The sequence below is a fragment of the Mucilaginibacter sp. genome (assembly GCF_965200995.1).
Classification (GTDB): Bacteria; Bacteroidota; Bacteroidia; order Sphingobacteriales; family Sphingobacteriaceae; genus Mucilaginibacter.
Genome location: NZ_OZ241743.1, coordinates 1,760,094 through 1,782,822, shown reverse-complemented (window position 1 = coordinate 1,782,822; position 22,729 = coordinate 1,760,094). Strand labels below are relative to the sequence as shown.

Annotated in this window: 22 protein-coding genes and 1 tRNA gene; 16 read left to right on the top strand and 7 right to left on the bottom strand. The window is 42.3% G+C overall.

Annotated features, from left to right (window positions below; translation table 11 throughout):
- Both ACY652_RS08425 and ACY652_RS08420 read left to right on the top strand, forming a co-directional pair.
- Positions 1-873 (top strand): TlpA family protein disulfide reductase, encoded by an 873-nt coding sequence (locus ACY652_RS08425; protein WP_462267809.1) that lies wholly within the window; start codon positions 1-3, stop codon positions 871-873.
- Positions 874-1,029: 156 nt separating this feature from the next.
- Positions 1,030-2,442 (top strand): alpha/beta hydrolase family protein, encoded by a 1,413-nt coding sequence (locus ACY652_RS08420; RefSeq protein ID WP_462267807.1) that lies wholly within the window; start codon positions 1,030-1,032, stop codon positions 2,440-2,442.
- 132 nt (positions 2,443-2,574) lie between these two features.
- Here the strand turns inward: ACY652_RS08420 and ACY652_RS08415 are convergent, their stop codons facing one another.
- The 7 genes from ACY652_RS08415 to ACY652_RS08385 form a co-directional block, all read right to left on the bottom strand.
- Entirely contained in the window at positions 2,575-2,949 is a 375-nt protein-coding gene (locus tag ACY652_RS08415; protein WP_462267805.1) for a DUF1573 domain-containing protein, read from the bottom strand.
- A complete protein-coding gene (locus tag ACY652_RS08410; RefSeq protein ID WP_462267803.1) occupies positions 2,942-3,844 on the bottom strand; it encodes a hypothetical protein in 903 nt (300 codons plus the stop codon). Before ACY652_RS08410 ends, ACY652_RS08415 begins: the two co-directional genes overlap by 8 nt.
- The gene (locus ACY652_RS08405; RefSeq protein ID WP_462267801.1) at positions 3,828-4,328 is read right to left on the bottom strand and encodes a bacteriocin fulvocin C-related protein; all 501 of its coding nucleotides are present in this window, start codon (positions 4,326-4,328) and stop codon (positions 3,828-3,830) included. Before ACY652_RS08405 ends, ACY652_RS08410 begins: the two co-directional genes overlap by 17 nt.
- Positions 4,329-4,717: 389 nt before the next feature.
- On the bottom strand, positions 4,718-5,014 hold the full coding sequence (locus ACY652_RS08400) for a hypothetical protein (RefSeq protein ID WP_462267799.1): 297 nt from the start codon (positions 5,012-5,014) through the stop codon (positions 4,718-4,720).
- Between the two features lie 15 nt (positions 5,015-5,029).
- Positions 5,030-5,731, bottom strand: a complete 702-nt coding sequence (locus ACY652_RS08395) for a hypothetical protein (RefSeq protein WP_462267797.1) — start codon at positions 5,729-5,731, stop codon at positions 5,030-5,032.
- Complete coding sequence (locus tag ACY652_RS08390) at positions 5,728-7,770, bottom strand: DUF3289 family protein (RefSeq protein ID WP_462267795.1); 2,043 nt, start codon at positions 7,768-7,770, stop codon at positions 5,728-5,730. The genes ACY652_RS08395 and ACY652_RS08390 overlap by 4 nt, the downstream gene beginning before the upstream one ends.
- 640 nt (positions 7,771-8,410) lie before the next feature.
- Entirely contained in the window at positions 8,411-9,493 is a 1,083-nt protein-coding gene (locus ACY652_RS08385) for an AAA family ATPase (RefSeq protein ID WP_462267793.1), read from the bottom strand.
- Between the two features lie 349 nt (positions 9,494-9,842).
- Between ACY652_RS08385 and ACY652_RS08380 the strand changes: the two genes are divergently transcribed.
- The 14 genes from ACY652_RS08380 to ACY652_RS08315 all read left to right on the top strand — a co-directional run bounded on the left by ACY652_RS08380 (position 9,843) and on the right by ACY652_RS08315 (position 22,694).
- Positions 9,843-10,604 carry a UDP-2,3-diacylglucosamine diphosphatase gene (locus ACY652_RS08380; RefSeq protein ID WP_462267791.1) on the top strand — a complete coding sequence of 254 codons (762 nt, stop codon included), beginning with the start codon at positions 9,843-9,845 and terminating at the stop codon, positions 10,602-10,604.
- A gap of 234 nt (positions 10,605-10,838) precedes the next feature.
- A complete protein-coding gene (gene prfA / locus ACY652_RS08375) occupies positions 10,839-11,912 on the top strand; it encodes a peptide chain release factor 1 (RefSeq protein ID WP_462267789.1) in 1,074 nt (357 codons plus the stop codon).
- A 61-nt stretch (positions 11,913-11,973) separates the two neighbouring features.
- Positions 11,974-12,050: transfer RNA gene (locus ACY652_RS08370), tRNA-Asp, on the top strand.
- A gap of 245 nt (positions 12,051-12,295) precedes the next feature.
- Positions 12,296-13,546, top strand: a complete 1,251-nt coding sequence (locus ACY652_RS08365) for a site-specific integrase (RefSeq protein ID WP_462267787.1) — start codon at positions 12,296-12,298, stop codon at positions 13,544-13,546.
- A 47-nt stretch (positions 13,547-13,593) separates the two neighbouring features.
- Complete coding sequence (locus ACY652_RS08360) at positions 13,594-13,839, top strand: hypothetical protein (protein WP_462267785.1); 246 nt, start codon at positions 13,594-13,596, stop codon at positions 13,837-13,839.
- A gap of 9 nt (positions 13,840-13,848) precedes the next feature.
- Positions 13,849-14,148, top strand: coding sequence for a hypothetical protein (locus ACY652_RS08355; protein WP_462267783.1), 300 nt, complete (start codon positions 13,849-13,851; stop codon positions 14,146-14,148).
- Positions 14,149-14,179: 31 nt separating this feature from the next.
- Positions 14,180-14,599 (top strand): very short patch repair endonuclease, encoded by a 420-nt coding sequence (locus ACY652_RS08350; protein WP_462267781.1) that lies wholly within the window; start codon positions 14,180-14,182, stop codon positions 14,597-14,599.
- Between the two features lie 128 nt (positions 14,600-14,727).
- On the top strand, positions 14,728-15,981 hold the full coding sequence (locus ACY652_RS08345; RefSeq protein ID WP_462267779.1) for a DNA cytosine methyltransferase: 1,254 nt from the start codon (positions 14,728-14,730) through the stop codon (positions 15,979-15,981).
- A 76-nt stretch (positions 15,982-16,057) separates the two neighbouring features.
- Complete coding sequence (locus ACY652_RS08340; RefSeq protein ID WP_462267777.1) at positions 16,058-17,131, top strand: AAA family ATPase; 1,074 nt, start codon at positions 16,058-16,060, stop codon at positions 17,129-17,131.
- The gene (locus ACY652_RS08335) at positions 17,128-17,547 is read left to right on the top strand and encodes a hypothetical protein (RefSeq protein ID WP_462267775.1); all 420 of its coding nucleotides are present in this window, start codon (positions 17,128-17,130) and stop codon (positions 17,545-17,547) included. Before ACY652_RS08340 ends, ACY652_RS08335 begins: the two co-directional genes overlap by 4 nt.
- Positions 17,548-17,550: 3 nt before the next feature.
- Complete coding sequence (locus ACY652_RS08330; protein WP_462267772.1) at positions 17,551-18,897, top strand: LlaJI family restriction endonuclease; 1,347 nt, start codon at positions 17,551-17,553, stop codon at positions 18,895-18,897.
- A 124-nt stretch (positions 18,898-19,021) separates the two neighbouring features.
- On the top strand, positions 19,022-20,743 hold the full coding sequence (locus ACY652_RS08325) for a GmrSD restriction endonuclease domain-containing protein (RefSeq protein ID WP_462267770.1): 1,722 nt from the start codon (positions 19,022-19,024) through the stop codon (positions 20,741-20,743).
- A complete protein-coding gene (locus ACY652_RS08320; protein WP_462267768.1) occupies positions 20,740-21,759 on the top strand; it encodes an AAA family ATPase in 1,020 nt (339 codons plus the stop codon). The genes ACY652_RS08325 and ACY652_RS08320 overlap by 4 nt, the downstream gene beginning before the upstream one ends.
- Complete coding sequence (locus ACY652_RS08315; RefSeq protein ID WP_462267766.1) at positions 21,759-22,694, top strand: hypothetical protein; 936 nt, start codon at positions 21,759-21,761, stop codon at positions 22,692-22,694. Before ACY652_RS08320 ends, ACY652_RS08315 begins: the two co-directional genes overlap by 1 nt.
- Positions 22,695-22,729: the final 35 nt, after the last annotated feature.

Sequence of the window (22,729 nt, the reverse complement as noted above, 5' to 3'; positions counted from 1 at the left end):
ATGCGCACAAAATTAGCGGTAATATTAAATAAGCTGAGCAGTAACAATTATCTGCTTGCAGTATATGCTGTACTATTATTTCTTACCGGCTTGCTCTTTACTTTTTTAGGTGGGCTTAATATAAAGTCATGCTTCAACGTTATTGCTTATGCCATAAGTATAATTATCATAGTTGAAAGAACGCCATCTCAAACGCAACGTTTGTTGCGCACCAGCCTATTATTACTTCCGGTTTTAATTGTAGAGGCGCCTATACATATTGTCAATTTTGCAGCTACATTAATCTCCTTGCCTGCCTTCTTAGCCTACTTTTTAGGGGTTGCCTTAGGCTGGCTAACTTTTATGGCCGGTAAAACCTGGCGCCCGTTCTGGTATATCTCAATACTATTAGCAGGGTTTGGCCTGGCTACTACAGGCAATAAGATTTGGCTGGATAAGCTGAATTTTGGCAGTTTTTCCTATCTCGTATCAGAGCCGTTGCCCGAAGCGGTTATATTAAAGAAAGAAACCGGGCAGGTGTTTAACTTTACAGAGCAGCCTGCCCAAACCTTAGTACTCGATTTTTGGACAACCTCCTGCGCAATCTGTTTTACAAAGTTTCCGGTACTCAAGGCTAAGCAGCAGCATTATGCCTCAAATAAGCTTATTGCCTTTTACACAGTTAATACCCCAACTGTTAAAGACAGCATTGGCCAGGGCAACGCAGTAATGCAGGCTCTGCCTTATCACTTTCAAAATCTGACCATTAAGGACATACCTATGGCGCAAAGTTTTGGGGTAACCGCTTACCCTGTAGTGCTTGTGGTGCATAAGGGTCGCATCATTTACCGTGGTGATGCAGAAGGACTGGATGCCTGCTTAGCAAAACTATAAGCTACCCCTTACTAACTAAGTCGGCACTTATTGCTGGCGCGAGTTTGCAACCCTTCATGGTTTTTTTACTTACCGTTGCAACAATCGGGGCGTTTTATACATCTAACGGCTATCATTTAGTTTGCAAACCAACAGCTTAACTTAATTTCGCTCATTATGAAAAAACTTATTCCTTTGATTGTCTTGCTGCTGGCTGCTGTTAGCAGCTATGCACAATCTGCTGAAGGCGCCTGGTATGGCGCGTTACTGGTGCAAGGCACCCCTATACATTTGGTATTTCATATTACCAAAAGCGGCGAGGGCTATACCACCACTCTCGATAGCCCTGACCAGGGGGCCAGCGGTTTAGCTACCGATAAAACCACATTTACAGGTAACCAGCTTGCCATTGAAGCCAGCCAGTTCAAAATTACTTATACAGGTACTTACCAGCCCGACAGTGCTAAAATTACCGGTGTGTTTAAGCAGGGGGTGATGAGTTTGCCATTAAATCTGTTTAAAACCAAACAGCCCGATGCTGCAGCCAAAGCGGTTGTACGCAAGCCGCAGGAGCCCGTTAATTTTCCGTACCGGCAAGAGGAAGTTGCGTTTACCAATGCAAAAGCCGGTAATCAGCTTGCCGGTACGTTAACCTTGCCGCAGGATGGTAAATTTTCAAAGGTAGTGGTATTGATCAGTGGCTCGGGGCCGCAAAACCGTAACGAGGAACTGATGGGGCACCGGCCGTTTCTAATATGGAGCGATTACCTGACCCGCCACGGTATGGCCGTGCTGCGGTATGACGACCGCGGCGTGGGTAAATCAACCGGAAATTTTAAAACCGCTACCTCAGCAGATTTTGCTGATGATGCCGAAGCGGCGGTTAGTTACCTGAAAGCGCGCCCGGATATGAAAGGCGCAGCCATTGGGCTAATGGGCCATAGCGAGGGCGGCATGATTGCACCGATGGTAGCCAGCCGCAATAAAGAGGTAAAATTCATCGTACTGCTGGCCGGCCCCGGTATACCTATTACCCGGCTGATGGCGCAGCAAACGGCCGACCAAACCCGGCTAAGCGGCGCTTCGGCCGATGTGGTGAAGCAGAACGTGGCTACCAACGAAAAGCTGTATGCTGCTGTTAACCAGTACAGCGCCCTGCCGCCCGATGCATTTAAGGTGAAACTGGATACGCTACTGAGGCAGGAGTATCGCAGCCATCCTGCCGGCTCGCTGGGTGATGCCCGGCTGGATGATGTGATCAACCAAACCCTAACGCAGGTAAATACACCCTGGTTCCGTTACTTTATAAGCATCAACCCTGCCGATTACCTGGCCAAAGTAAAATGCCCCGTGCTGGCGCTGAACGGTACCCTGGACATGCAGGTAAACAGCACTGCTAACCTGGCCGGTATTAAAGCCGCCCTGCAAAAGGCAGGCAACAAAAACCACCAGGAAGTGGCACTGCCCGGCCTTAATCACCTGTTTCAGCAAGCTACCACCGGCGCGGTGGATGAATATGGTAAGAGCGAAGAAACGGTAAACCCGGTAGCATTGGAACGGGTATCAACCTGGTTGGGGCAACTGAAATAACCCGTGCTGTACTGGTAACAGAAGAAATTTAAATTACGGCTTGCGCTGACTTACACTGTTATGGGTACCCGCAATGGATACTGCCGGTTTTTTGTTATTGATGGTGTGCACGTAAACCAGCGAGTTGTTCAATTATCGTAAATCACCAACCAAATAAAGGGATGATAACATAGGTTTGGTATTAGCTTTAATCATTATAGCACGGACAGTCTGGCCAGGTCTGTCCAAAATGTCACTTTTATAACTAACCTTGATCTGTCCCTTCTCTCCTGGAGCTAAAGCCTTTTTAGAAATATTAGCTAAAGTGCAGTCACAATCTGATTTAACTTCATAAATTCTTAAGCTATCCTCTCCTTGATTGGTAAAATCGAAGCTGGTCTGCATACCTTCACCTCTTTTAAGTTTAAAGGTTTGCTGCGTTGACTTGAATTTGATAGCTGCGGGTTTCTTATGCTGCTGACAGGCAGAGACGCCTAAGATTAGACTAATTAATAAAAGTTTATTCATTTTCTAATTGATGAGATAGTGCTGTTTGTGCTTGATTGACGTATTGTGCTGACGTAACCGAATATCCGTTAATAGTCTCATAGATATTTCCTTCCTTGTTCAACCTGATTTCTATAGGATAACTGCGGTTATCACCCAAGTATTTCCTCTCAAAATTACCATCACTATCATACAATACAGTAAAAGCATAATGTCCTTTTGCAAATTTAGCCCTGACATCCGCCAGTTTGTTGATCTTGCCATTCACCACATACAAAAATAGATATTGGCTAGTGTCCGGGTACAGTTTGGCCATATTATCAAACGCTATATGCTTATCATTACAAGCTGTGCATTCCAGAAAGCCAAAATCTATAAATGCGAGTTTCCCTTCGTAATACCGTTCTGGTAGCCTCATACCATTCAAAGTTATAAAATCAATTTTGGGCTTAATATTCAGTACATTTTCAAATTTTTGCTGATTAATAGTGCTGGATAGGGTCAACTGATCTATATATAAACCAATAGCGCTTTCTATAAGTAATAACATTATAATCGTTAGATAAGCATAGGTGCGCAGTACTGTGTGATAGTACAGGTAGCCTATAGTAAACCCAATGGCTCCTACGAGACTGTAAAGCGGTGTAAGGTAAGGGTACCAATAATCTGCATCGCTAATAAATGTATTGATTGGTAATAAAATATATGCTATAAAGATTGTGATCGTATACAGCTTGGTACGAACAGAAAAAATTGAATACTGGCAACCTATCAGAACATAGACAAGGCCATAACCGATATAACTCACCAGCCATCCAAAATGAATCCTTAAATGCCCTGGTACCAATATAGGTAACAGGGCAATCATAAAAGCTACTATAAGGCTAAAGCGTGAGATCTTATTCACACTTGCCATCACAGTTGGTAGTTCCCATAATGCCACAACCTGGTGAAGCAGTACAAGTGGCTGCTTTCTCAATACATTGATTATCAGGCAGGCAAGACAAGGTATAATAGCAATTACAAGAACCAGTTCCTGGAGCTACTTTAAGAACTTTGTTGCCACCAGCTGGATGTGTGCTTTTAACCTCTTGCAAAGTAGCTACCTGCCAGAGAGCTTGTGTCTGATATTTACCTGACAAGCTAGGCTCAACGTACCAGCTTTTGTAGAATGCTCTCGCTGTGCTGTCCCCTTTAGGTGTACCCAAACTCTCATACATTTGTACTGTAACGAACTTTTTCAGTTCCAAGATATGTACTTTTAACTCATCCGCTATTTTATTCTTAGAGAGATAATCATCAATGACGTTATTCCAAAAAATCACCTTTTCGCGATTGTTAAGAGTGTTGTAGCCGTTGGTGAAATCGTACTGTGAAAGATTCTTGACCTCATTGATCAAGGATAGATTCACTTAATGCGTCGTTTGTTACAATGCTGTTAGCTTCCTTTTGGCAGGATATGCAAAATAGCATAGAAATGCCTACAGCAACTGTAGTAAAGAAATTTTTCATAATTAACCATTATTAAGTTTTATATTATTCTAAAGTTAAACACAATATTTAATTATACAACTTATAGTAGTGCTTATTTTAAAATAAAATTTTTCCTGCTCTTCAAAGTTTCCACCCCCCTCACTGGTCTAAGTTTAGCGTAGCGTAACTTAGACCTCCCTGCTTTGTATAGGGGTCAAAGCTGCATTTTCAGGCTATAATACAACAGCCATCAACACCCCCTTTAACAAGTGCGAGTCTGCAACTGCAGGGAGGTCTAAGTTACGCTACGCTAAACTTAGACCAGTGTAGGGGCTGTTGATGGATTCATTTCGGCCACTGCCACATTACCTTGACTGGATAAATAACTTATCTGTGTATTCAAAAAATCCCTTATCTCCTGAGTATTGCCGTTAGCCTGCAGATAGTCAAACAGTTCATCGGCCACCTCGGGGTGGCTGTTCAAATAGTCGCGCTTGGCCGGGTCAGTGATGCCCAGGTTGCTGATGAGCACCAGGGCGCTGTTCACCGGCGGCAGCTCGTAGCTTACCCACCCGCCCGGCGAGCAGCCCGGTATCACGGCAATGTTGAACATCTTTTGTGCTTATAATTACTTAGCTTGGCTAAGCGCCCGTCGGTCAATCTTCATGATGTACTTCTCATGGTAACGCTGCAATAAATACCCCCCCTTGAAGAAGGGGCTACTTGTGTAAAAGGGCTGAGTTACCATCTCGGTTTCAACATACAGAAAATCAGATTTGCCAGTCAGCTTTTCACTTAGTGTGAAGTGTTTAGTTTGCGCTGGCACTTTTAATTCATGTGCAGCTGAATCTGCGAGTGATAGTTTAAAAAGTTTGCGCTCATCAAGTAATTTTTCATAAGATGTACTTGCTTGGTTACTAAAGATTTTTAGTTCCGTCCTTTCTTCAGGCCAAATTCCCTCAATTGTAATCTGCAATGTATCCCGAGAGTGCCGCAATTTGGAAAAAAGCATAGCATAACCAATTTCATCTTCTTTAGTAACTAAAGGCACAAACTTTCCGTCAACCAGCACTCCCATTTTAAACTTGTTAGGTTCATATTCATTGCGGTTTAACGTATCTGTATGAAACTTTTCTAATATTACAAGTCCAGGGTCACTATTTTCCTTTAAATTCCTTGCATTTATATATTGGCTGAATATCTTTTCATATTTGAGTCCCAAAGCCGAATTGTAAGACATGTTACTGCGGCAACCTGTAACAACTACCATTAAAATAATGGCAGTTGTTAGTATGAATTTATTGCTTAAAAATATATCTGCAAATTTCATAATTGTCCGTTAATATGCATGGTAATGTGAACTAAGGTTTCAAATGGCCGGTAGCCGCGGTCATGTTGCAGCAACCACCAGTCTGCAAAGCCTGACTTATAACTTTGATATGTTGTTGCATCATGTAAATCCACTCCAAAATGATCATGTATAGTAAAGGTAACATCTGCCCCCCATTTACCGCTTACTAATAAACTGTAATTGTCAATTTGTATCTCTGTATATTCCGTATCGTTAATTAATATTTGTAAACCATGAATCTTGTGGTATGGACTACTAAATGCCAAACGAAATCTGTTATCTATTTTGATCTCACTCACTTTAGATAAGTCGCCATTCACTGCTTGCAACCTATTGGTTAATGTTGCATTAAATATGCCTGCAAAGTTTTTGAATTCATCACTGTCATAAACTTTGCTATTCACTGTATAACTTTCAAAGTTACCACCAGTACTATTGCGGAACTTTTGTACAAACTGGTCAGTAGCCGTTTCTAAATCGTCGATTGAAAAAAAGTGCATCAAATCTGTCATCCCGGTAAACAAATCATTGTTTAATTTAGAAACCTCACTTTGCTTAATCTGATTAATCTGGCTGCTGCTGGCGCCCGTTCCGTAGGTCATGTCCTCGGTGTTGCCCCTATTGGTGGTGCTGCCTATTCTTCGTCCATTAGAAGTGTTACCCAATGAAACCAGTGTAAAGTTGCTTGGCGCCAATAAAGGAGCAGGCGTAGCATTGTTGGGGTCGTTGCTGCTGTAATCAAAAGTGAAGTTGTTATTAAAGTATAAGTTTCTAAAATCTGCAATATCTACCGAAGGATTGCTGTATAAGAAGTTTAGACTCATACTCAAAAAATCCCTTATCTCCTGAGTATTGCCGTTAGCCTGCAGATAGTCAAACAGTTCATCGGCCACCTCTGGGTGGTTGTTCAGGTAGTCGCGCTTGGCCGGGTCGGTGATGCCCAGGTTGCTGATGAGCACCAGGGCGCTGTTCACCGGCGGCAGCTCGTAGCTTACCCACTCGCCCGGCGAGCAGCCCATAATTACGGCAATGTTGCCCTGGTCATCGGTGGTGGTGCAGCCATCGGGGTTGGGGATGTACTTAGATACCCATATCGGCCCGCCCTCATAGGGCTGGCCGGCCGGGTTGCTGCTGCCGGCACCCGGTATAGCGGCGCCAATATCGTACCAGTAGCCGTTGGGCGGGTCATTGCTGCCCTGGCCTACGCCGCTCTGCGAATCATCCACGCCCCCACCTCCGCCGGTACCGCCGCCGCCTACCTCGCCGCCATCGGTGCCACCTGTGCCATCACCGCTGAAAAGGGCGCCTACCCAGCGCACAAAATTACTGAACCAGCCGCTGGTGCGGTCGCACCCGTTGCCCACAGAGCCTACCAGGGCGTAGGGCGTGCCGCCGGTAAGCAGGCACCAGATATCGCCCAGCACATCGCTGCCATCATCAGTACTGGTATGGGGCTTCGAGCGCGGCGCATAAGCCAGCAGTTTGCCCCCCGGCTGTGCAGGTGCGCTTGCCAGGCCCGCCTCACCGGCAAATTCGGCATCCCTCACTTTACGCCCTTTAAGGTAAGCCATGGCCCGCATTTGCCCGCTCTGGAAGGAGTAGGATAGGATATGTCCCGTAAACCCGGGTGTGCCCGGCTGCTTATCTTCAAACTTGTAGGCGTACGCCTGCAGCCTGCCCTCCTGCTTGGTAATAAAAAGGGCGGTATTTGCCTTTAGCGGAATTTTGATAACATGGTGCCGGTCTGCCAGGTTTTGCTGCACCTGGCTCAGCTGCAGGTCGGCCATGTCTTCCTGCGGGATGTGCGCCGAAAGCCATTGATTAATTTCAGCAGGTTGTATCTGCATATCAGCCGGCAGCAAATTATAGTCGAAGGGTTGGCCGGCAGTGGTTGGCACACCATTGCCGGGCATAAAATTGTACTTTTTGCAGCCCGGGGGCAACAGTAAAATTATTGCGGTTAAAAGGATGCCGATCTTCTTAAGATAAGCACCTGCGGCTAAGTGTTTGGTATTCATGATAAGGAAATTGAAGTTAAGTATTTATACTACATTATTTATAAAATAGTTGCAGCTACCGCCCTTTACCTCCCTGCTTTTACCAGCATGTCTGGTAAAGCACGGGTTACAATTAGCATTAGCAAAAGCAGCATGCTGTTAAGGCAGGCGTTGTAAATGTTTGTATACTTAGCTACCACACCGCCCCGTAGCAAAACAACCACCACGATGGCCTGGAGAACGTCCATTCATCTTTTTATAGCTTTAATTGATAATTGCAAGGTAACTATCAGGAAAATCAACTACTTACGGGTTCCCGTAAAATTGAAAACAAATTTGAAACGTATCAGATTTATGGGTTTAAGTTTTCCTGCCTGCTGCTAATGTTTCTGCCATACGGCCTAATGGCTTAAGGCAAAACATTAAGTATTAAATACTTTACTTATTACCCCCGTAGCTGCCTGTAACGTCGCAGCAATATGGCGCTGGATGTCCCGAGTGATGATTTGCTTTTGCAATTGGCTTATAATTAACCCCTTTGGCTAACGCGAATTTGCAACGCGTGCCCTCATTTAATTAAACTTATTTGCTATCGTTAAAAGACACGAGTTGCAAACTTGCATCAACACAAACATAAGCCCGTATGTCAGCATCAACCAGCCTACTTATTTAACACCTTATTTACCAACCCCACGCTCACCTGCAACCGGGCGGCAATCTGGCGTTGGCTCAGGTGCTGGGTATGCAGGGTAAGTATCTGCCCGTGCAGCTGGCTGGCATCTGCATTAAGGGGGCGCAGGTGTTCGCTTTCGGGGGCTTCGTCGGTTACTTCGTAGTGCAGCAGCCCGCCTTCGGGGCTAATCTTGCATACGCATACGTTGTCGGCCCCGTATACTTCGGCGCCGCTGCGCTGCTTTATCTGCTTCAGGTAGCGGTGGCCGGGCAGGGCGTGGCTTTCGCCTATGGCAAAGGCGCTGTCGGCAAAGTTCATCAGCAGCTTGCTGCCATGCAAATCATCACGGGTAAGGGGCTGGTGCGGGCGGCGCTTGGGCGTATGGGCCAGCACCAGTATGCTCAGCTTTTGCTTCAGCTTCAGGCCGTTTAAATACTGCATCAGCGGCAGGGCGCCGCCGGCATAACCGGTATCGCGCTGCAGGCAGGCAATGTTATCAATAATCAGCACGCGGGCGCCGGTTTCCTTCAGCGCGTAGTTAATGCCGGCAACCATGTATTCGTCCATATTCTTAAAGGCGGGCGGCACATCGTGGTAAGATCGCAGCTCGGCGCGGTAAAAGCGCTTGCTGAACAGGCTGCGGTTGTGCGCATCGGGGTAGCGCAGCTCAAACTGCTTGGCCGAAAGCTCAAAATCGAGGTACAGCACGGCGGCATCGTGTACGCCCATGCCAAAGGGGCCGCCCACGGGCTGCCCCCAGCTAATGGCGTTGCCCAGCTGCACGGCCAGCAGGGTTTTGCCCATATTGGTATCGGCAAACAGCAGGCACAGCTCGCCCTCCGCCCAAAACGGGCCGAACAGCTGGCGCGGGGCGGGCACCTGGCGCTGGCCCTCTATCCATTGCTGGCCGGTTTGTATGTGCAGCAGCTTGGCGGCCGAATCAGCGCGGTGCCAGTTCAGTTCGCCCTCCGCCTTGCGGATGCGGTCGTTGGTATCGCGGATGTCCTGCCGCAGTTGCTCAACCCCTGGCGGACGGCTCAGGGGGATGGAAATAGTGGTATACTTGGCCATAATGAGGATAAATGAGGTGTGATGCCGGCCCGGCCTGGTCTGGCGGCGGCGAAGTGTTGTAAGGCAGGCAAGGTAAGTAACCCGGCGGATAAAAGCGGTGACACACCTGTGTCAGTGTTCACGGGTGTTCACGCGCGTTCACACCACCGTGAACGTGAACACCTGCCGCAGGCGGCCTTCGGCACACGGGCGGATAACTGCGCCGTTATTTATTCGCCTTTATTCGCCTTTTATGGCGGTTTATGGAATTTTATCGCCTTCTAATAGCACTATAACGGCCCGATATATCAGCTGCGCATTTGCATATCCGCACACCTGCACTTAAAAAAATCCGTATTTTCGTAGCCCCATGCCCGAGCGTACCCGTATCTATTTTGCCTCCGATTTTCACCTGGGCGCCCCCAGCGAAACCGCCAGCCGCCATCGCGAAGCCCGCCTTGTGCGCTGGCTCGATACCATTAAGGCCGATGCCGCCGAACTGTTTTTAATGGGCGATGTGTTCGATTTCTGGTACGAGTATAAAACGGTGGTACCTAAAGGCTATATCCGTTTCCTGGGCAAGCTGGCCGAACTGGCCGACAGCGGGGTAAAGCTATACTTCTTCCGCGGCAACCACGATATGTGGATGGGCGATTACCTTGAACAGCAGCTGGGTGCGCAAATCATTAGCAATGAGCTGATTATCGAACGCTCCGGCAAAACCTTCTACCTCCACCACGGCGACGGCCTCGGGCCGGGCGATACGTCTTATAAGCTGCTCAAAAAGGTATTCCGCAGTAAAACCTGCCAGTGGCTGCTATCGCGTATCCACCCTAATTTAACGATGGGCGTAGCGGGTTACTGGTCGGGCCATAGCCGCCTGGTGAACGAAGCCCAGGAGAAGCGCAAAGCCGTAGAGCAGGAATGGCTGGTGAGCTACTGCAACGAGGTTCTGCAAAAGCAAGCGCTTGATTACCTGATGTTTGGCCATCGCCATATCCCGATGGAGGTACAGCTCAACCCCAAAAGCCGCTACATTAACTTGGGCGAATGGGTGGTTCACAACAGCTATGCCGTATTTGATGGTACCGATGTACAGCTGTGTTATTTTGAACCGCCAGCCACCGCCTGAATATTTTGACTGTCGGCTTACCGGCGGCTTTTATGCTTCCTGTAAAATGCCATGCCTTTTTTGTATTTTTGCCTGATTATTACTGCACTGCGTATACTAAACCTGATTGCAGCGGAAAGCATTTTAGCGGGCCGGCTGTTGCAGCGTTGGGTAAAAAGCTTGCAGTGTAAAGCAGGGCTGCCGTAACTTATTGACTACTGCACTTGCTTTACCCATCTAAAATATACACAACCCATGTTAGAGAAATTAGAACTGATCAGAGACCGCTGGAAAACCGTTGAAACCGAACTGAGCAGCCCGGATGCCATGGCCGACATGAAGCGCTTTGCCCAACTGAGCAAGGAATATAAGGATTTGACTGCCGTAGTGGAGCAGTACAACATCTACAAGAATATCATGAGTAATATTGACTCGAACAAGGAAATACTGGCTACGGAAAAGGATGATGAATTCAGGGAGATGGCCAAAATGGAACTGGACGAATTACTGGGGCAGCAGGAAGAAAAAGAAGAGGAAATACGCCTGATGCTGATTCCGAAAGATCCGGAAGATGCCCGCCCGGCCATTATCGAAATTCGCGGCGGTACCGGCGGCGACGAGGCCGCCCTTTTTGCCGGCGACTTGTACCGTATGTACATGCGCTACTGCGAGCGCGTAGGCTGGAAAACCGAACTGGTAGATTACACCGAAGGCACCTCGGGCGGCTACAAGGAAATTGTATTCAATGTAAACGCCGAAGATGCCTACGGTACGCTGAAATATGAATCGGGCGTGCACCGCGTGCAGCGTGTACCTGATACTGAAACTGCCGGCCGGGTGCATACCTCGGCCGCCTCGGTAGTAGTATTGCCGGAGGCGGATGAGTTTGATATTGATTTGAAGGTGAGCGATATCCGCAAGGATCTGTTTTGCGCCTCCGGACCGGGCGGGCAGTCAGTAAATACAACCTATTCTGCCGTGCGCTTAACCCACATCCCTACCGGTATAGTGGCCCAGTGCCAGGATCAGAAGTCACAATTAAAGAATTACGATAAGGCTTTGGGGGTGTTGCGTTCGCGCATTTATGAGGTAGAATTGCAGAAGCACCTGGAAGAAACCTCCAAAAAACGCAAAACCATGGTGTCCACCGGCGACCGTTCGGCCAAGGTGCGTACCTACAATTATCCGCAGGGCCGGGTAACTGAGCACCGCATCGGCCTAACGTTATATAACTTACCCAACGTAATGAATGGTGATTTACAGGAGATTATGGAGTCCTTACAATTTGCCGAAAATGCAGAAAAGCTGAAGGAAGGTACAGTAGCCTAACTTTTTTGAAAAAACTTTTGCTGAGTTAAAAGACCTTTATATATTTGCACACCGAAAGGAAGGAGTGGTAGTTCAGCTGGTTAGAATACATGCCTGTCACGCATGGGGTCGCGGGTTCGAGTCCCGTCCATTCCGCCAAAAGCATTTTAAAAATGTTCAAAAGCCTTTAAATCATATGATTTAGAGGCTTTTTGGGTTTTAAGCCCCTCCAAAGCGAACCGAATTATTCAATACTTAAGCGCGTCATTCATGACGTCTTTAAAATTGGAAAAAAGACGTGCTGAAATCGATATAATAAATTGATTGTCAAGATGTTCAAAGATTAAACATCTTGATTTAACGACGCTGCATTTCGACATTTGTTTAACCCTTTAATGTTCGTTATGTTAGAAAAAAGCTTCGGGTTGTTCTTCTTTTTGAAGAAACCCAAAAATGAAAAAGGAAATGCCAGGTACATATACCTGCGTTTAACGGTTGATGGCATATCAAAAGATGTGGCCACTAAAAGGCAATGGGATAATTTGCGCTGGAATGCTTCGGCAGGACGTGCGACCGGCTTAAAAGAAGATGCAAAAGCACTTAACAGTTATTTGGATGTGATGTGCGGTAAAGTGTACCAAGCCAAGAAAATGTTAATGGATGCAGATAAGCTTTTGACTGCAGAAAACCTCAAAAATGTTTTAACTGGTCAAGGTGAAGAAAAGCGAATGATCCTTGCAGCGTTCAAGCACCACAATGAACAGATGAAAACTTTGGTTGGTCAAGAGTTCGCACCTTCTACATTAATGCGTTACAAAACTGCACACGACCACACAGCATCCTTTATAAAATGGAAATATCAAGTGGATGACGTTGATGTCAAAGACCTGGACTATGAATTTGTCTCACAGTTCGCATTTTGGTTGAAAAGCGTTAGAAAGTGCGGCCACAATGCGACGATGAAATACCTTGGAAACTTTAAAAAAATCGTGTTAGAGTGTATTAAAAAAGGATGGTTGCTCAAAGACCCTTTCGCAGGATTTAAGACAAACAGAAAAGAAGTGATCCGTATTGCGCTTACAAAGGAAGAACTAAATGACATTGCAGTTAAAGAATTCGAAACTGACAGATTAAATCATGTTCGTGATATTTTTCTTTTCAGTTGTTACACTGGTTTGGCATATGTAGATGTTTATCAGTTAAGACGCTCCGATGTCGTTACAGGTATAGATGGCGGTAAGTGGATAGTAACCACTCGTCAGAAAACAGAATCGCCAACGAGGCTACCTTTATTACCAGCCGCCCTGAAAATTGCGGCGAAATATGAAGACGATCCTAAATGCGTCAATAAAGGACTGGTATTACCTGTTTTAACGAATCAAAAGATGAACTCCTATCTTAAAGAAATAGCAGACGCATGCCGTATTAATAAAAATCTAACATTTCATATAGCACGACACACTTTCGCCACAACAGTAACATTAAGTAACGGTGTCCCCATAGAAACGGTTTCAAAGATGTTAGGACATAAATCTCTTAAGCAAACACAGCATTATGCTAAGATTGTTGATTTGAAAATTAGCCAAGATATGGATATATTAAAAGCTAAACTTCAACAAGCGGATTCAATCGAAAACAAGTTTTACGGTTTATAGATTGTTTTGAATAATAAAATGTATTTATCACATTAACTAAAATGATCATGGAATTTTGGAAAAATTCAGGTTACTCATTCTACGACTTGACAGAAATAAGCGAAGAAAAACTTCTTACTTTGGTGGATGATATGAGCCGCCAAGATATTATTAAATGGCTAACGTGGAATGACCATAACGGCATTTACGGCGACGAACTTTCAATTAAAGAATTCGGGTCGGTGATGTCAAAAGAAGAAGGATTGGAAATCCTGTTAAGGCAGGTCGGTGAGAATCGTATTATTAAACTTTAACTCTATTTTATGCTTTTTAAAATAAATAATTTAAATGATGTAGAGTTGTTCATGAAACAACTTATAAAAGAAGGTGTAAATGCTCATCCTGATGATGATTTTTCTCAATATGTAAATATCGACACGGGTGAAGATACGTTTACTGCTGATGATGCGGATATCAGAAACAAAATGATGAAAGAATGTTTCGAAGTTTGTGATAATGAAAATGTTGATATTTATAACCTTATGCAGGAGATTTTTTTAAAAGAAACTGGAATGGATAAATTTATACCTCTACCGTCAACAATAGACTTATCAGATAAGTAAAACTTTCTTACTTTTCATTGTTTTAAGCTTTATGGCGGATGTCCACAGCAAAGAAGTCAGAAGTTTTAATATGTCAAGAATCCGGGGAAAAAATACCAGCCCGGAGCTTATTATCAGGAAATTCCTTTTCTCAAAAGGGCTACGTTATAGACTGCATGATAAACGCCTGCCTGGTACTCCAGATCTCGTATTCCCCAAGTTAAAAACAGTCATATTTGTAAATGGATGTTTTTGGCATGGCCATCTCGGCTGTCGTTATTATGTTGTTCCCAAAACAAGGACTGAATTTTGGGTCAACAAAATCAGCGTCAATAAAAATAACGATGCGAAAGCTGAAAAATCGCTTACTGAAGCCAATTGGAAGACAATCATCATATGGGAATGTGCATTGAAAAAAAACGTTATAGATGATACACTCAAAAACCTATTAAAAGAGTTAAAGGAAGACTAAATAAAATAGCAACCTTTTAATTTTTGCTAATTTTATTTGCCAGAAATATTAGTGACAACTAAAATAAATGCTAAAGAATCTGGTTTTTATAATCTTTATTTTATATTTGTTCAAACGAAATATCCCGTATGGCTTCAAATGATGTAATGCTTTTAGAGCAACCTGATGTAAATCAGCCGATAGTTTCAGAAGTAATTAAGGAAGAAGAATGGATTAACAGAGTATTCTCAAATCCTGCGGCTACTGTAAAAATAGGAACACTGTTCAGTGGTATCGGAGCAATAGAAACAGCTTTTAAAAGATTAAAACTCAATCATAAAATAATTTTTGCGGGAGACATTGACCCTCATGTTAAAAAGAGCTATTTGTCAAATTATCCTTTGAATGAAGAAGACTGGCATAATGATGTAACCAAGTTCAATGCTGAAAAATATAAGGGCAAAATTGACCTTTTAGTTGGCGGAAGTCCCTGTCAGGCGTTCTCGATGGTGGGCAAACGTCTTGGGCTTGAAGATATCCGGGGGACCTTATTCTATGATTTTGCCAGGATTGTTTCGCAGACAGAGCCGCAGGTATTTATTTTTGAAAATGTTAAGGGTTTGGTTAATCATGATGGCGGCAGGACTTGGCAGGTAGTGCAGGATGTTTTCCACGATCTGGGTTATAAGATTCACCCTAAGATTCTAAATAGTAAGGATTTTGGTATCCCACAGCACAGAGAACGGATTTTTGTGGTTGGATTCAAGGATACAAATGTGAATTTTGAATTTCCGGCTAAGATAAGACTGGAGCATACTATGCAAGATTTTTTGGAGGACTTTATCGATTCAAAGTACTATCTGAAAGAAAAAGGGGTAAAATTTGTTACCAGCTCTAAAAACCGAAACAAACGTTACACGCAGATAAACGGCAATATTGCGCTCTGCCAAAAGGCGAACCAACAGTTTAACTGGCATGGAGATTTTGTGTTTGAGCCCCTAACCGAAGAAATAAATTATGACGAATTTGTTTTTAATGTGAATGAGGTTGAGGAGAAATATTATCTTTCTGACAAGGTACGAGACTATGTTCTCGCAGGAGGAACAAAAAATTTCCGGACAAGCACCAAAACTGATCTGCAAATAGCGAGACCACTTTTGCAGACAATGCACAAAATGCATCGCGCAGGGGTAGATAATTATGTTACTCATAACAAGGGACGTATCAGGAAACTTACACCAAGAGAATGTCTGCGCCTTATGGGATTTCCCGATGATTTCAAGATAGAAGTAAGTGATACCCAAATGTACCGGCAGGCCGGAAACAGCATAGTAGTAGATGTTCTTATTGCCCTACTAAGACAGATAGATATTACAAGCTATATAAATCAGAGTCGCCGTTAATTTGCATTCTATATAACTCTTTTTTTATTACAGTTTGCATTTGGTAAATTGCCGTGCTTAAATTATATCGCATAGCATGGTTATTAAAATTGATCGTATTGCCGAAAGTTTTGTTAGAAGACCTGTAAAATTCAAAGGAACAACCAGTTCAGGTGAAGGTAAACTGTATATTGCTTCAAAGAATGAGAAAGCAAGGATAGATAAATTTTTCAACTCCTTCCAGTCTGGAAACAAGTATCGTTTTGATCGTCAAAATTTTTTAGAGTATCTCTTCAGCGTTGAATTTGAATATACCTATAATATTTTCCATCAATATAATGATGCTGACAGAGCTTATTGGGAAGCTGCGGTAAAAACCATCAGGGGGCTAAAGGATTTTTATTTTGACGCAGGTCTTTTTGAAGATACCAGTCGTCTATACATCGAAAACAACGCGAGAGATAATATTTTTTATAAGTATTTCCGGGAATACGTGCTGCCTGATATTACCAAAGTCGAAATAGAAGATGACGGAGTAAAATCTGACGAATTTATATTCAAGATTTTTCTTAAAAGCGACCTGAGGGCAAGAGTGGAAATCGCCGAATCAGAACCCGGTGATTTGGATAGTTTTGATTTTAATCGGATCGTTTATGGTGCACCAGGCACAGGCAAAAGCTATAAAATCGAAGCCGATTCCCGTTTATTCGGTAATAACCGATTACGCGTGACATTTTATCCCGATTACTCATATGCGAAATTTGTTGGAAGTTATAAACCTTCTACTTATTATAAGCAAAATGTAGGTTCTTCGGCAGATAAAAGCCTTTATTTTGATAGCAAAAGTTCAACACATGAAAATTCCGCGATCCGAAGTGAACCTGTTATCGATTATGTATTTACACCAGGGCCATTTCTTCAAGCCCTTTTACAATCTTTAAAAGCCCCTGAACCATTCTTACTGATGATTGAAGAAATAAACCGGGCAAACGCTGCCTCGGTATTCGGTGAGATATTTCAACTACTTGACAGAACAGATGGGAAAAGTTCTTATACTGTAACTTTGTCCAATGAAGCAATGCTTTATCTTCAAGACCAACTTATAGGAACAGATGTTGATATAGCAATGGAGTTTTTCTCCCGGATAACCTTTATATCTGGGCTACTATGAACAGTGCAGACCAGGGTGTATTCCAAATGGACGCCGCATTTAAAAGGCGTTGGAGTTTTGAATATATCCCTTTAAATGAAAATGAAGCAGCCCTTGCAGATGCTGAGATATTTTTCGGAACTAAAAAATACAACTGGAACCTCTTCAGAAAAGCTGTTAATAGCTTTCTTATAAGTAAAAAAATACCCGAGGACAGACTTATTGGTCCGTTCTTTATGAGTGCAAATGAACTTACAGACAGTCAATCCATTAAAAACAAACTGCTTCTTTATCTCCGTGAAGATGTTCTGCGGCACAATCATAGACAATTTTTCGTTTATGATACATTCAGTGAGATAACAGAACATTATAACGATGATTCGGGCATTTTAACACCGGAATTACAACAGTCACTCAATGAAATCGAATTAATATAAGATATGTTCATTGGGGAAAACGGCATTTTATATCTGATAGAACAAGTGGAGGATTATGAGATTGATTTTTTGAAGATCAGGCTCGGAAATCTTTTTGATGTTTTTCTTCAGTCAGGCTTTATGTACACGAATAAAAACGTGGTAAATTTCAGTTATGTTGGTGTTGCCTCGAATGCCAACGGTGTAATATGTGTACTGCCCAAATATTTACATGGACTTTTAAATAATTCAGAAGCGTACAGTAGAGAATCAAGGAAACTTGTTCAGATACTTAAGCAATATGAACTTAACATCTCGAATGCAAACAGTCAGCATGGATTTTATGGCTCTTCGACTATCTCAGAGACAAATGAGATAGCATTGGCCGATTTTATACTAAATGATTATTTGAGAAATGGGATATGGAGTTACCGGAATAAATATATCACCACAGAGGAAAGTAATGAAGTGTTATGGGACTACACTGTAGACCGGTCGACTCCCGTTATATCCAAATACCCATATTATTTCGATATTTATTCTGAAGCTTACGAAAAAGTTTCAAACACAATTATCAGCAAGATCCATCTTTGGGCCGTTCAATATTCTTCGGAAAGGTATGCAGACCTTCTTGATGTTGATATTTTTGTAGAAGGATATGAGGCGGTTTTATTAGATGAAGTTGGTGAGGCCGATTATCTAATAGCTTTACTCAACAATGAGTTACGGATAACTTTTAACGACAGGAATATTTCATTGCTAAAAGCGCTTACTGAACTTATTAAAATGGGATCGAGCAGCGTCAACAATGATTATAGCCTTTACGGAAAAAATAAATTTGAACATATATGGGAAGATGCTATATCTTACAACTTTAAAAATGAATACAAAAAGTATTCAGAACATATTTCAAAACCTATATGGCGCGATGCCGAAACAGGACTCATTACAGAAAAGCATACTTTAGCGCCCGATGTGATTCGCTGGATCAAGGATGAAACCAATTCCTTAGTGTTAATTATTGACGCGAAATACTATCTTTTCAGATTTAACACAATAAATATAAAAGCTGAAAATAATCCGGGAGTAAGCGATATCGTAAAGCAGTATTTCTACGAACTTGTATTAAACCGTCCAAGCTCTTCTGCTCCCTGGCTAAAATTTGAAACTACGTTTATAAATATTTTAATGTACCCTGGTACTGACGCTGAAAAGAGTCCGATAGAAAATATCGGGTCGGTGTCGTTAGATAATTCAGGTATAAAAAAACCGATTCTTAATTTTCATATAAACCCACACATCATTTTTGAAAATTATATTAAAAGAAAACCATTTTCTGATCCGGAGATAGCCCAGTTGTATCATTATTAGCTCACTAACATGGTTTTTATTTAAAAAAATAGTCAAACAATATTTTTAAATTTGATTGGCTTCAGCGCTTTGGCTATTATATTGATAATAACTCAACTGTAAAGCACATCGGCCACACAAAAAAATGAAAAGCATCTTAATAAATAATAAACTTTATTCAGTTCAGGATACCAGGTCGAAAATCACAATTGCAGATTCATTCGTTCTCGGTCCGAATAAGATCGGAGACGGGAATGGAGAAGCAAAATTGTATGTGGGTTACGACAATGATGAGCTTCTGGGCTTTTTCGGTCAACGGGGCTTTGAAATAAGATGCTTTTTATTGAAAAATGATCTTAATGTCTACCTCGATGAGGCCAGAACCGAATATTTATATCCCACCCAAGATTACAGGCATAAAGATCAGCTTCTTGAATTCTGGGACGAACGAAAGGCGCAGATCAACGAATTAAATTCGCCTTTATTTTTTAAGGTAAAAGATCAAAATCAGATAGTAGGTCCCCGTGTCTACGTCAATTCTTCTGATCCCGGATATAAATTGATAAGAGAAATTTCTCTTCCTGTCATATCATATTTGAATATCAGTAAACTTGAATCTTCCGATCGAGACGTTATTTATTATTTTCAACTTTTTTCAGATTATAGTGACGAGGCAGTAGACGAAGAAGACGAGATTAGCCCAAACAACGATGAGTTCGTGCCTTTTGATCCGATGAAAATCTCAATTGACACCAAAACTATATCGATGGATACAATCTTGAGAAGGATAAAGCAAGGGACTATAAATCTCAACCCGGATTTTCAACGAAATGAGGTTTGGACTGACGAAAAAAAATGCAGGCTTATCGAAAGTCTTATGCTTAAAATTCCACTTCCGATGTTTTACGTTTCTATTGATGTCGAAGGTAATTTTAATGTTGTTGACGGGCTTCAGAGGCTCAGCACAATACGGGATTTTGTGCTCGGTAAAAACTATCTTGAAACACGTGACGAAGCAACAAGTGGTTATGGGATAAAACTTAGAAATTTGGAATTTTGGGGGGCCAGTTTTAATAACCTTCAGTTCAAAGATCTGCCCGTCCATATTCAGAACAGAATTATGGAAACTGAGTTTTCGTTTACTATAATAAATCCAGGTACACCCGAAGATGTCAAAAGGAACATCTTTAAGCGTATTAACACAGGAGGCGTTCCACTAACTGACCAGGAGATCCGGCATGCACTCTATGTCGGGCATTCTACAGATTTGCTTAAAAGGCTTTCGACCAAGCAAGCATTTCAGAATGCGACCGATAATAAACTCAAAGCCAATAGAATGGTAGACCGCGAATTTATTCTTCGATGTATCGCATTTATTATCAGAGATTACAATAAATATCCGAGAAGCGGCGATGTCGATACATTTCTAAGTGACACAATGCGAATAATAAATGCTATGCCCGATTTTTCGCTCACCATCACAAGAAAGTTGTTTAATGACAGAATTCAGCGGTCTGATATTCTAATTGAATCCGTGAAAATGATTGAAGCCATGTTTCTTTCTGCTATGAACCGGACCCAACTTATATTCGGAGAACATAACTTCAGAACAAGTTATCATGGTCAAAGGAAGACACCAATCAACAAAGCACTCTTCGAAACTTGGGGCGCGATCTTTTCGAAATTGTCAGGTGAGGACTTTCAGATTCTGAAAGACAATAAAAAAGCATTTTTAGACGACTACAACAGTAATTTTCTTTCTAAAGACAGTTTTAAACAGATCGTTTCGAGAAATGCATTAAAGCAGGCGTCAGTGGTTGAAAGGCATTCCACACTCAATAATCTCGTTCAAAAATATTTAATATGATAAAATCCATTCAACTAAAGGGATTCAAATCTTTTTTAGACAGGGACATAAATTTCAGCCCCCTCACCGTGTTGACTGGCCTGAACAGCAGTGGTAAAAGCACCGTAATACAGGCTTTGCTGATGCTTGAAAAAGCTGCAAAAAATGAAAAAAGTGTTCTCCTCACTGGGCATGGTACCGCAAAAGAACTAAAAAATCCAAATTCGGCAGATGATATCGGTCTTTCAGTAGAAATCGAAGACAACTTTTTTGCGATTGAAATCCCAGTAGAAAAAACCGATATGGATTATAAGATTACAAGTGAGGGTTTTAAAGGTGAATTTCCCGAGATCATATATGTATCAGCGGACAGGTTTGGGCCGAGGGTGGGCATTGAGATCTATAATGATTCAAATATGATCTACAAGATCGGGCCTAATGGTGAGAACGTTCTGCAATGTATAAAGCATTATGAATATGATCATCTAAACGAAAACCTTTTTTTGAAGGAGGCTGAGAGCGATCAGTTTATTTTTGTCCTCAGCGCATGGCTAAACAGAATTTCCCCGAATACAAAATTCAATTATGAACTGGTAGAAGTAAGCGATAGCTCATACACCATATTTAATGAACATCGTTCAACAAATGTGGGATTTGGACTAAGCTATATTCTCCCTGTTATAACGGCATTGCTTGTCGGAACATTAACGCCCCGCAGCATTGTCATAATAGAAAATCCCGAAGCTCATTTGCATCCAAAAGGGCAGACAGAAATTGCCAAACTTATAGCTTTGTGTGTGAAGTCAGGAACCCAGGTTTTGATTGAAACTCACAGCGACCATATTTTTGACGGTATACGTATTGCAGCAAAACAGTTTGGAGATTTTGGGGATAACGTTCAGTTCCACTGGTTCGAACTGGACGCAGACCAGTTAACAGACGTGACATCTCCGATTATGGACGATGCCGGTAGACTTGATGAATGGCCCACAAACTTTTTTGATCAGTTCGAAATAAATTCCTCTGAACTTCTCTAATGAATCTTTTTTATTTTAATCCCTGTGTACCAACTGATAAAAGTGATGAACTTATCATCACTGCGTTTTCTGATACGTACCGTGAATACGACGTTTTAAAAAAGAAATTTGGAGATGAAGTTGATGGAATTGTAACAGAGAATAGTGCTCATGAATTATTTTTAGCTCCCGAAAGACTTTCTCTTGCGCAGTGCATCGAGTCGTTAGAAAGGGCAATGAAAATAGGCGCTTATAGTTACTTTACCAAGTTTCCCGTCAAGGAGCATTTTACTGAAATAGATGTAGACGGGATGGTACTTAATGAATATAAGCTTACGGTTAATGGCAAAGACGAGGAGGCCTATTACCTAAAAGTTGTAGCTGACAATTCCGGATTTGCTTTTACTTTAGGTCTCAGCGACGATTTGAAAGTGCATCCGTTAATAATTTCAGGAAATGACGGAAGTGAAACCAATCTCAATAATCTTTTTGGAGTTAAGGCAAACACGGAAGCTATTGAAGAAATAATTCAACAATCATTAAGAGAAAAACTCGGAAATTTTGACCGACTTATTAATATGGTCGGAGAAAACTTCTACAGTCCTAAATTCAAAAATGGTTTCGAAAAACTTGACTCCAAAGCACAGACCAGCGTAATTGATAGGGTAGATAAAGCGATAAAACGAAAAGGGGCATCTAAGTTTTTCGCTGATAATGATATAGTAAAAGATGTCACTTCAGAAAAAGAGAAGGAAATCCGTGTTTGTGAATTAAGGATATTTGATCCAACGCCATTAAGAGTCTATTTTTATGAAACAGAAACTGAGGTCATTCTTGGCTCTGTCGAAAAAAAACCTACCAAAGAACACAAGACAACCGCTCAGGATAACCAAATAAAAGCGGCAACTTCATTAATTAAACAGACTCTAAAACTAAATAGCAAAAACAAGAAGTAGTATTTTGCATAAATTCTTACCTTATTATTTATGGA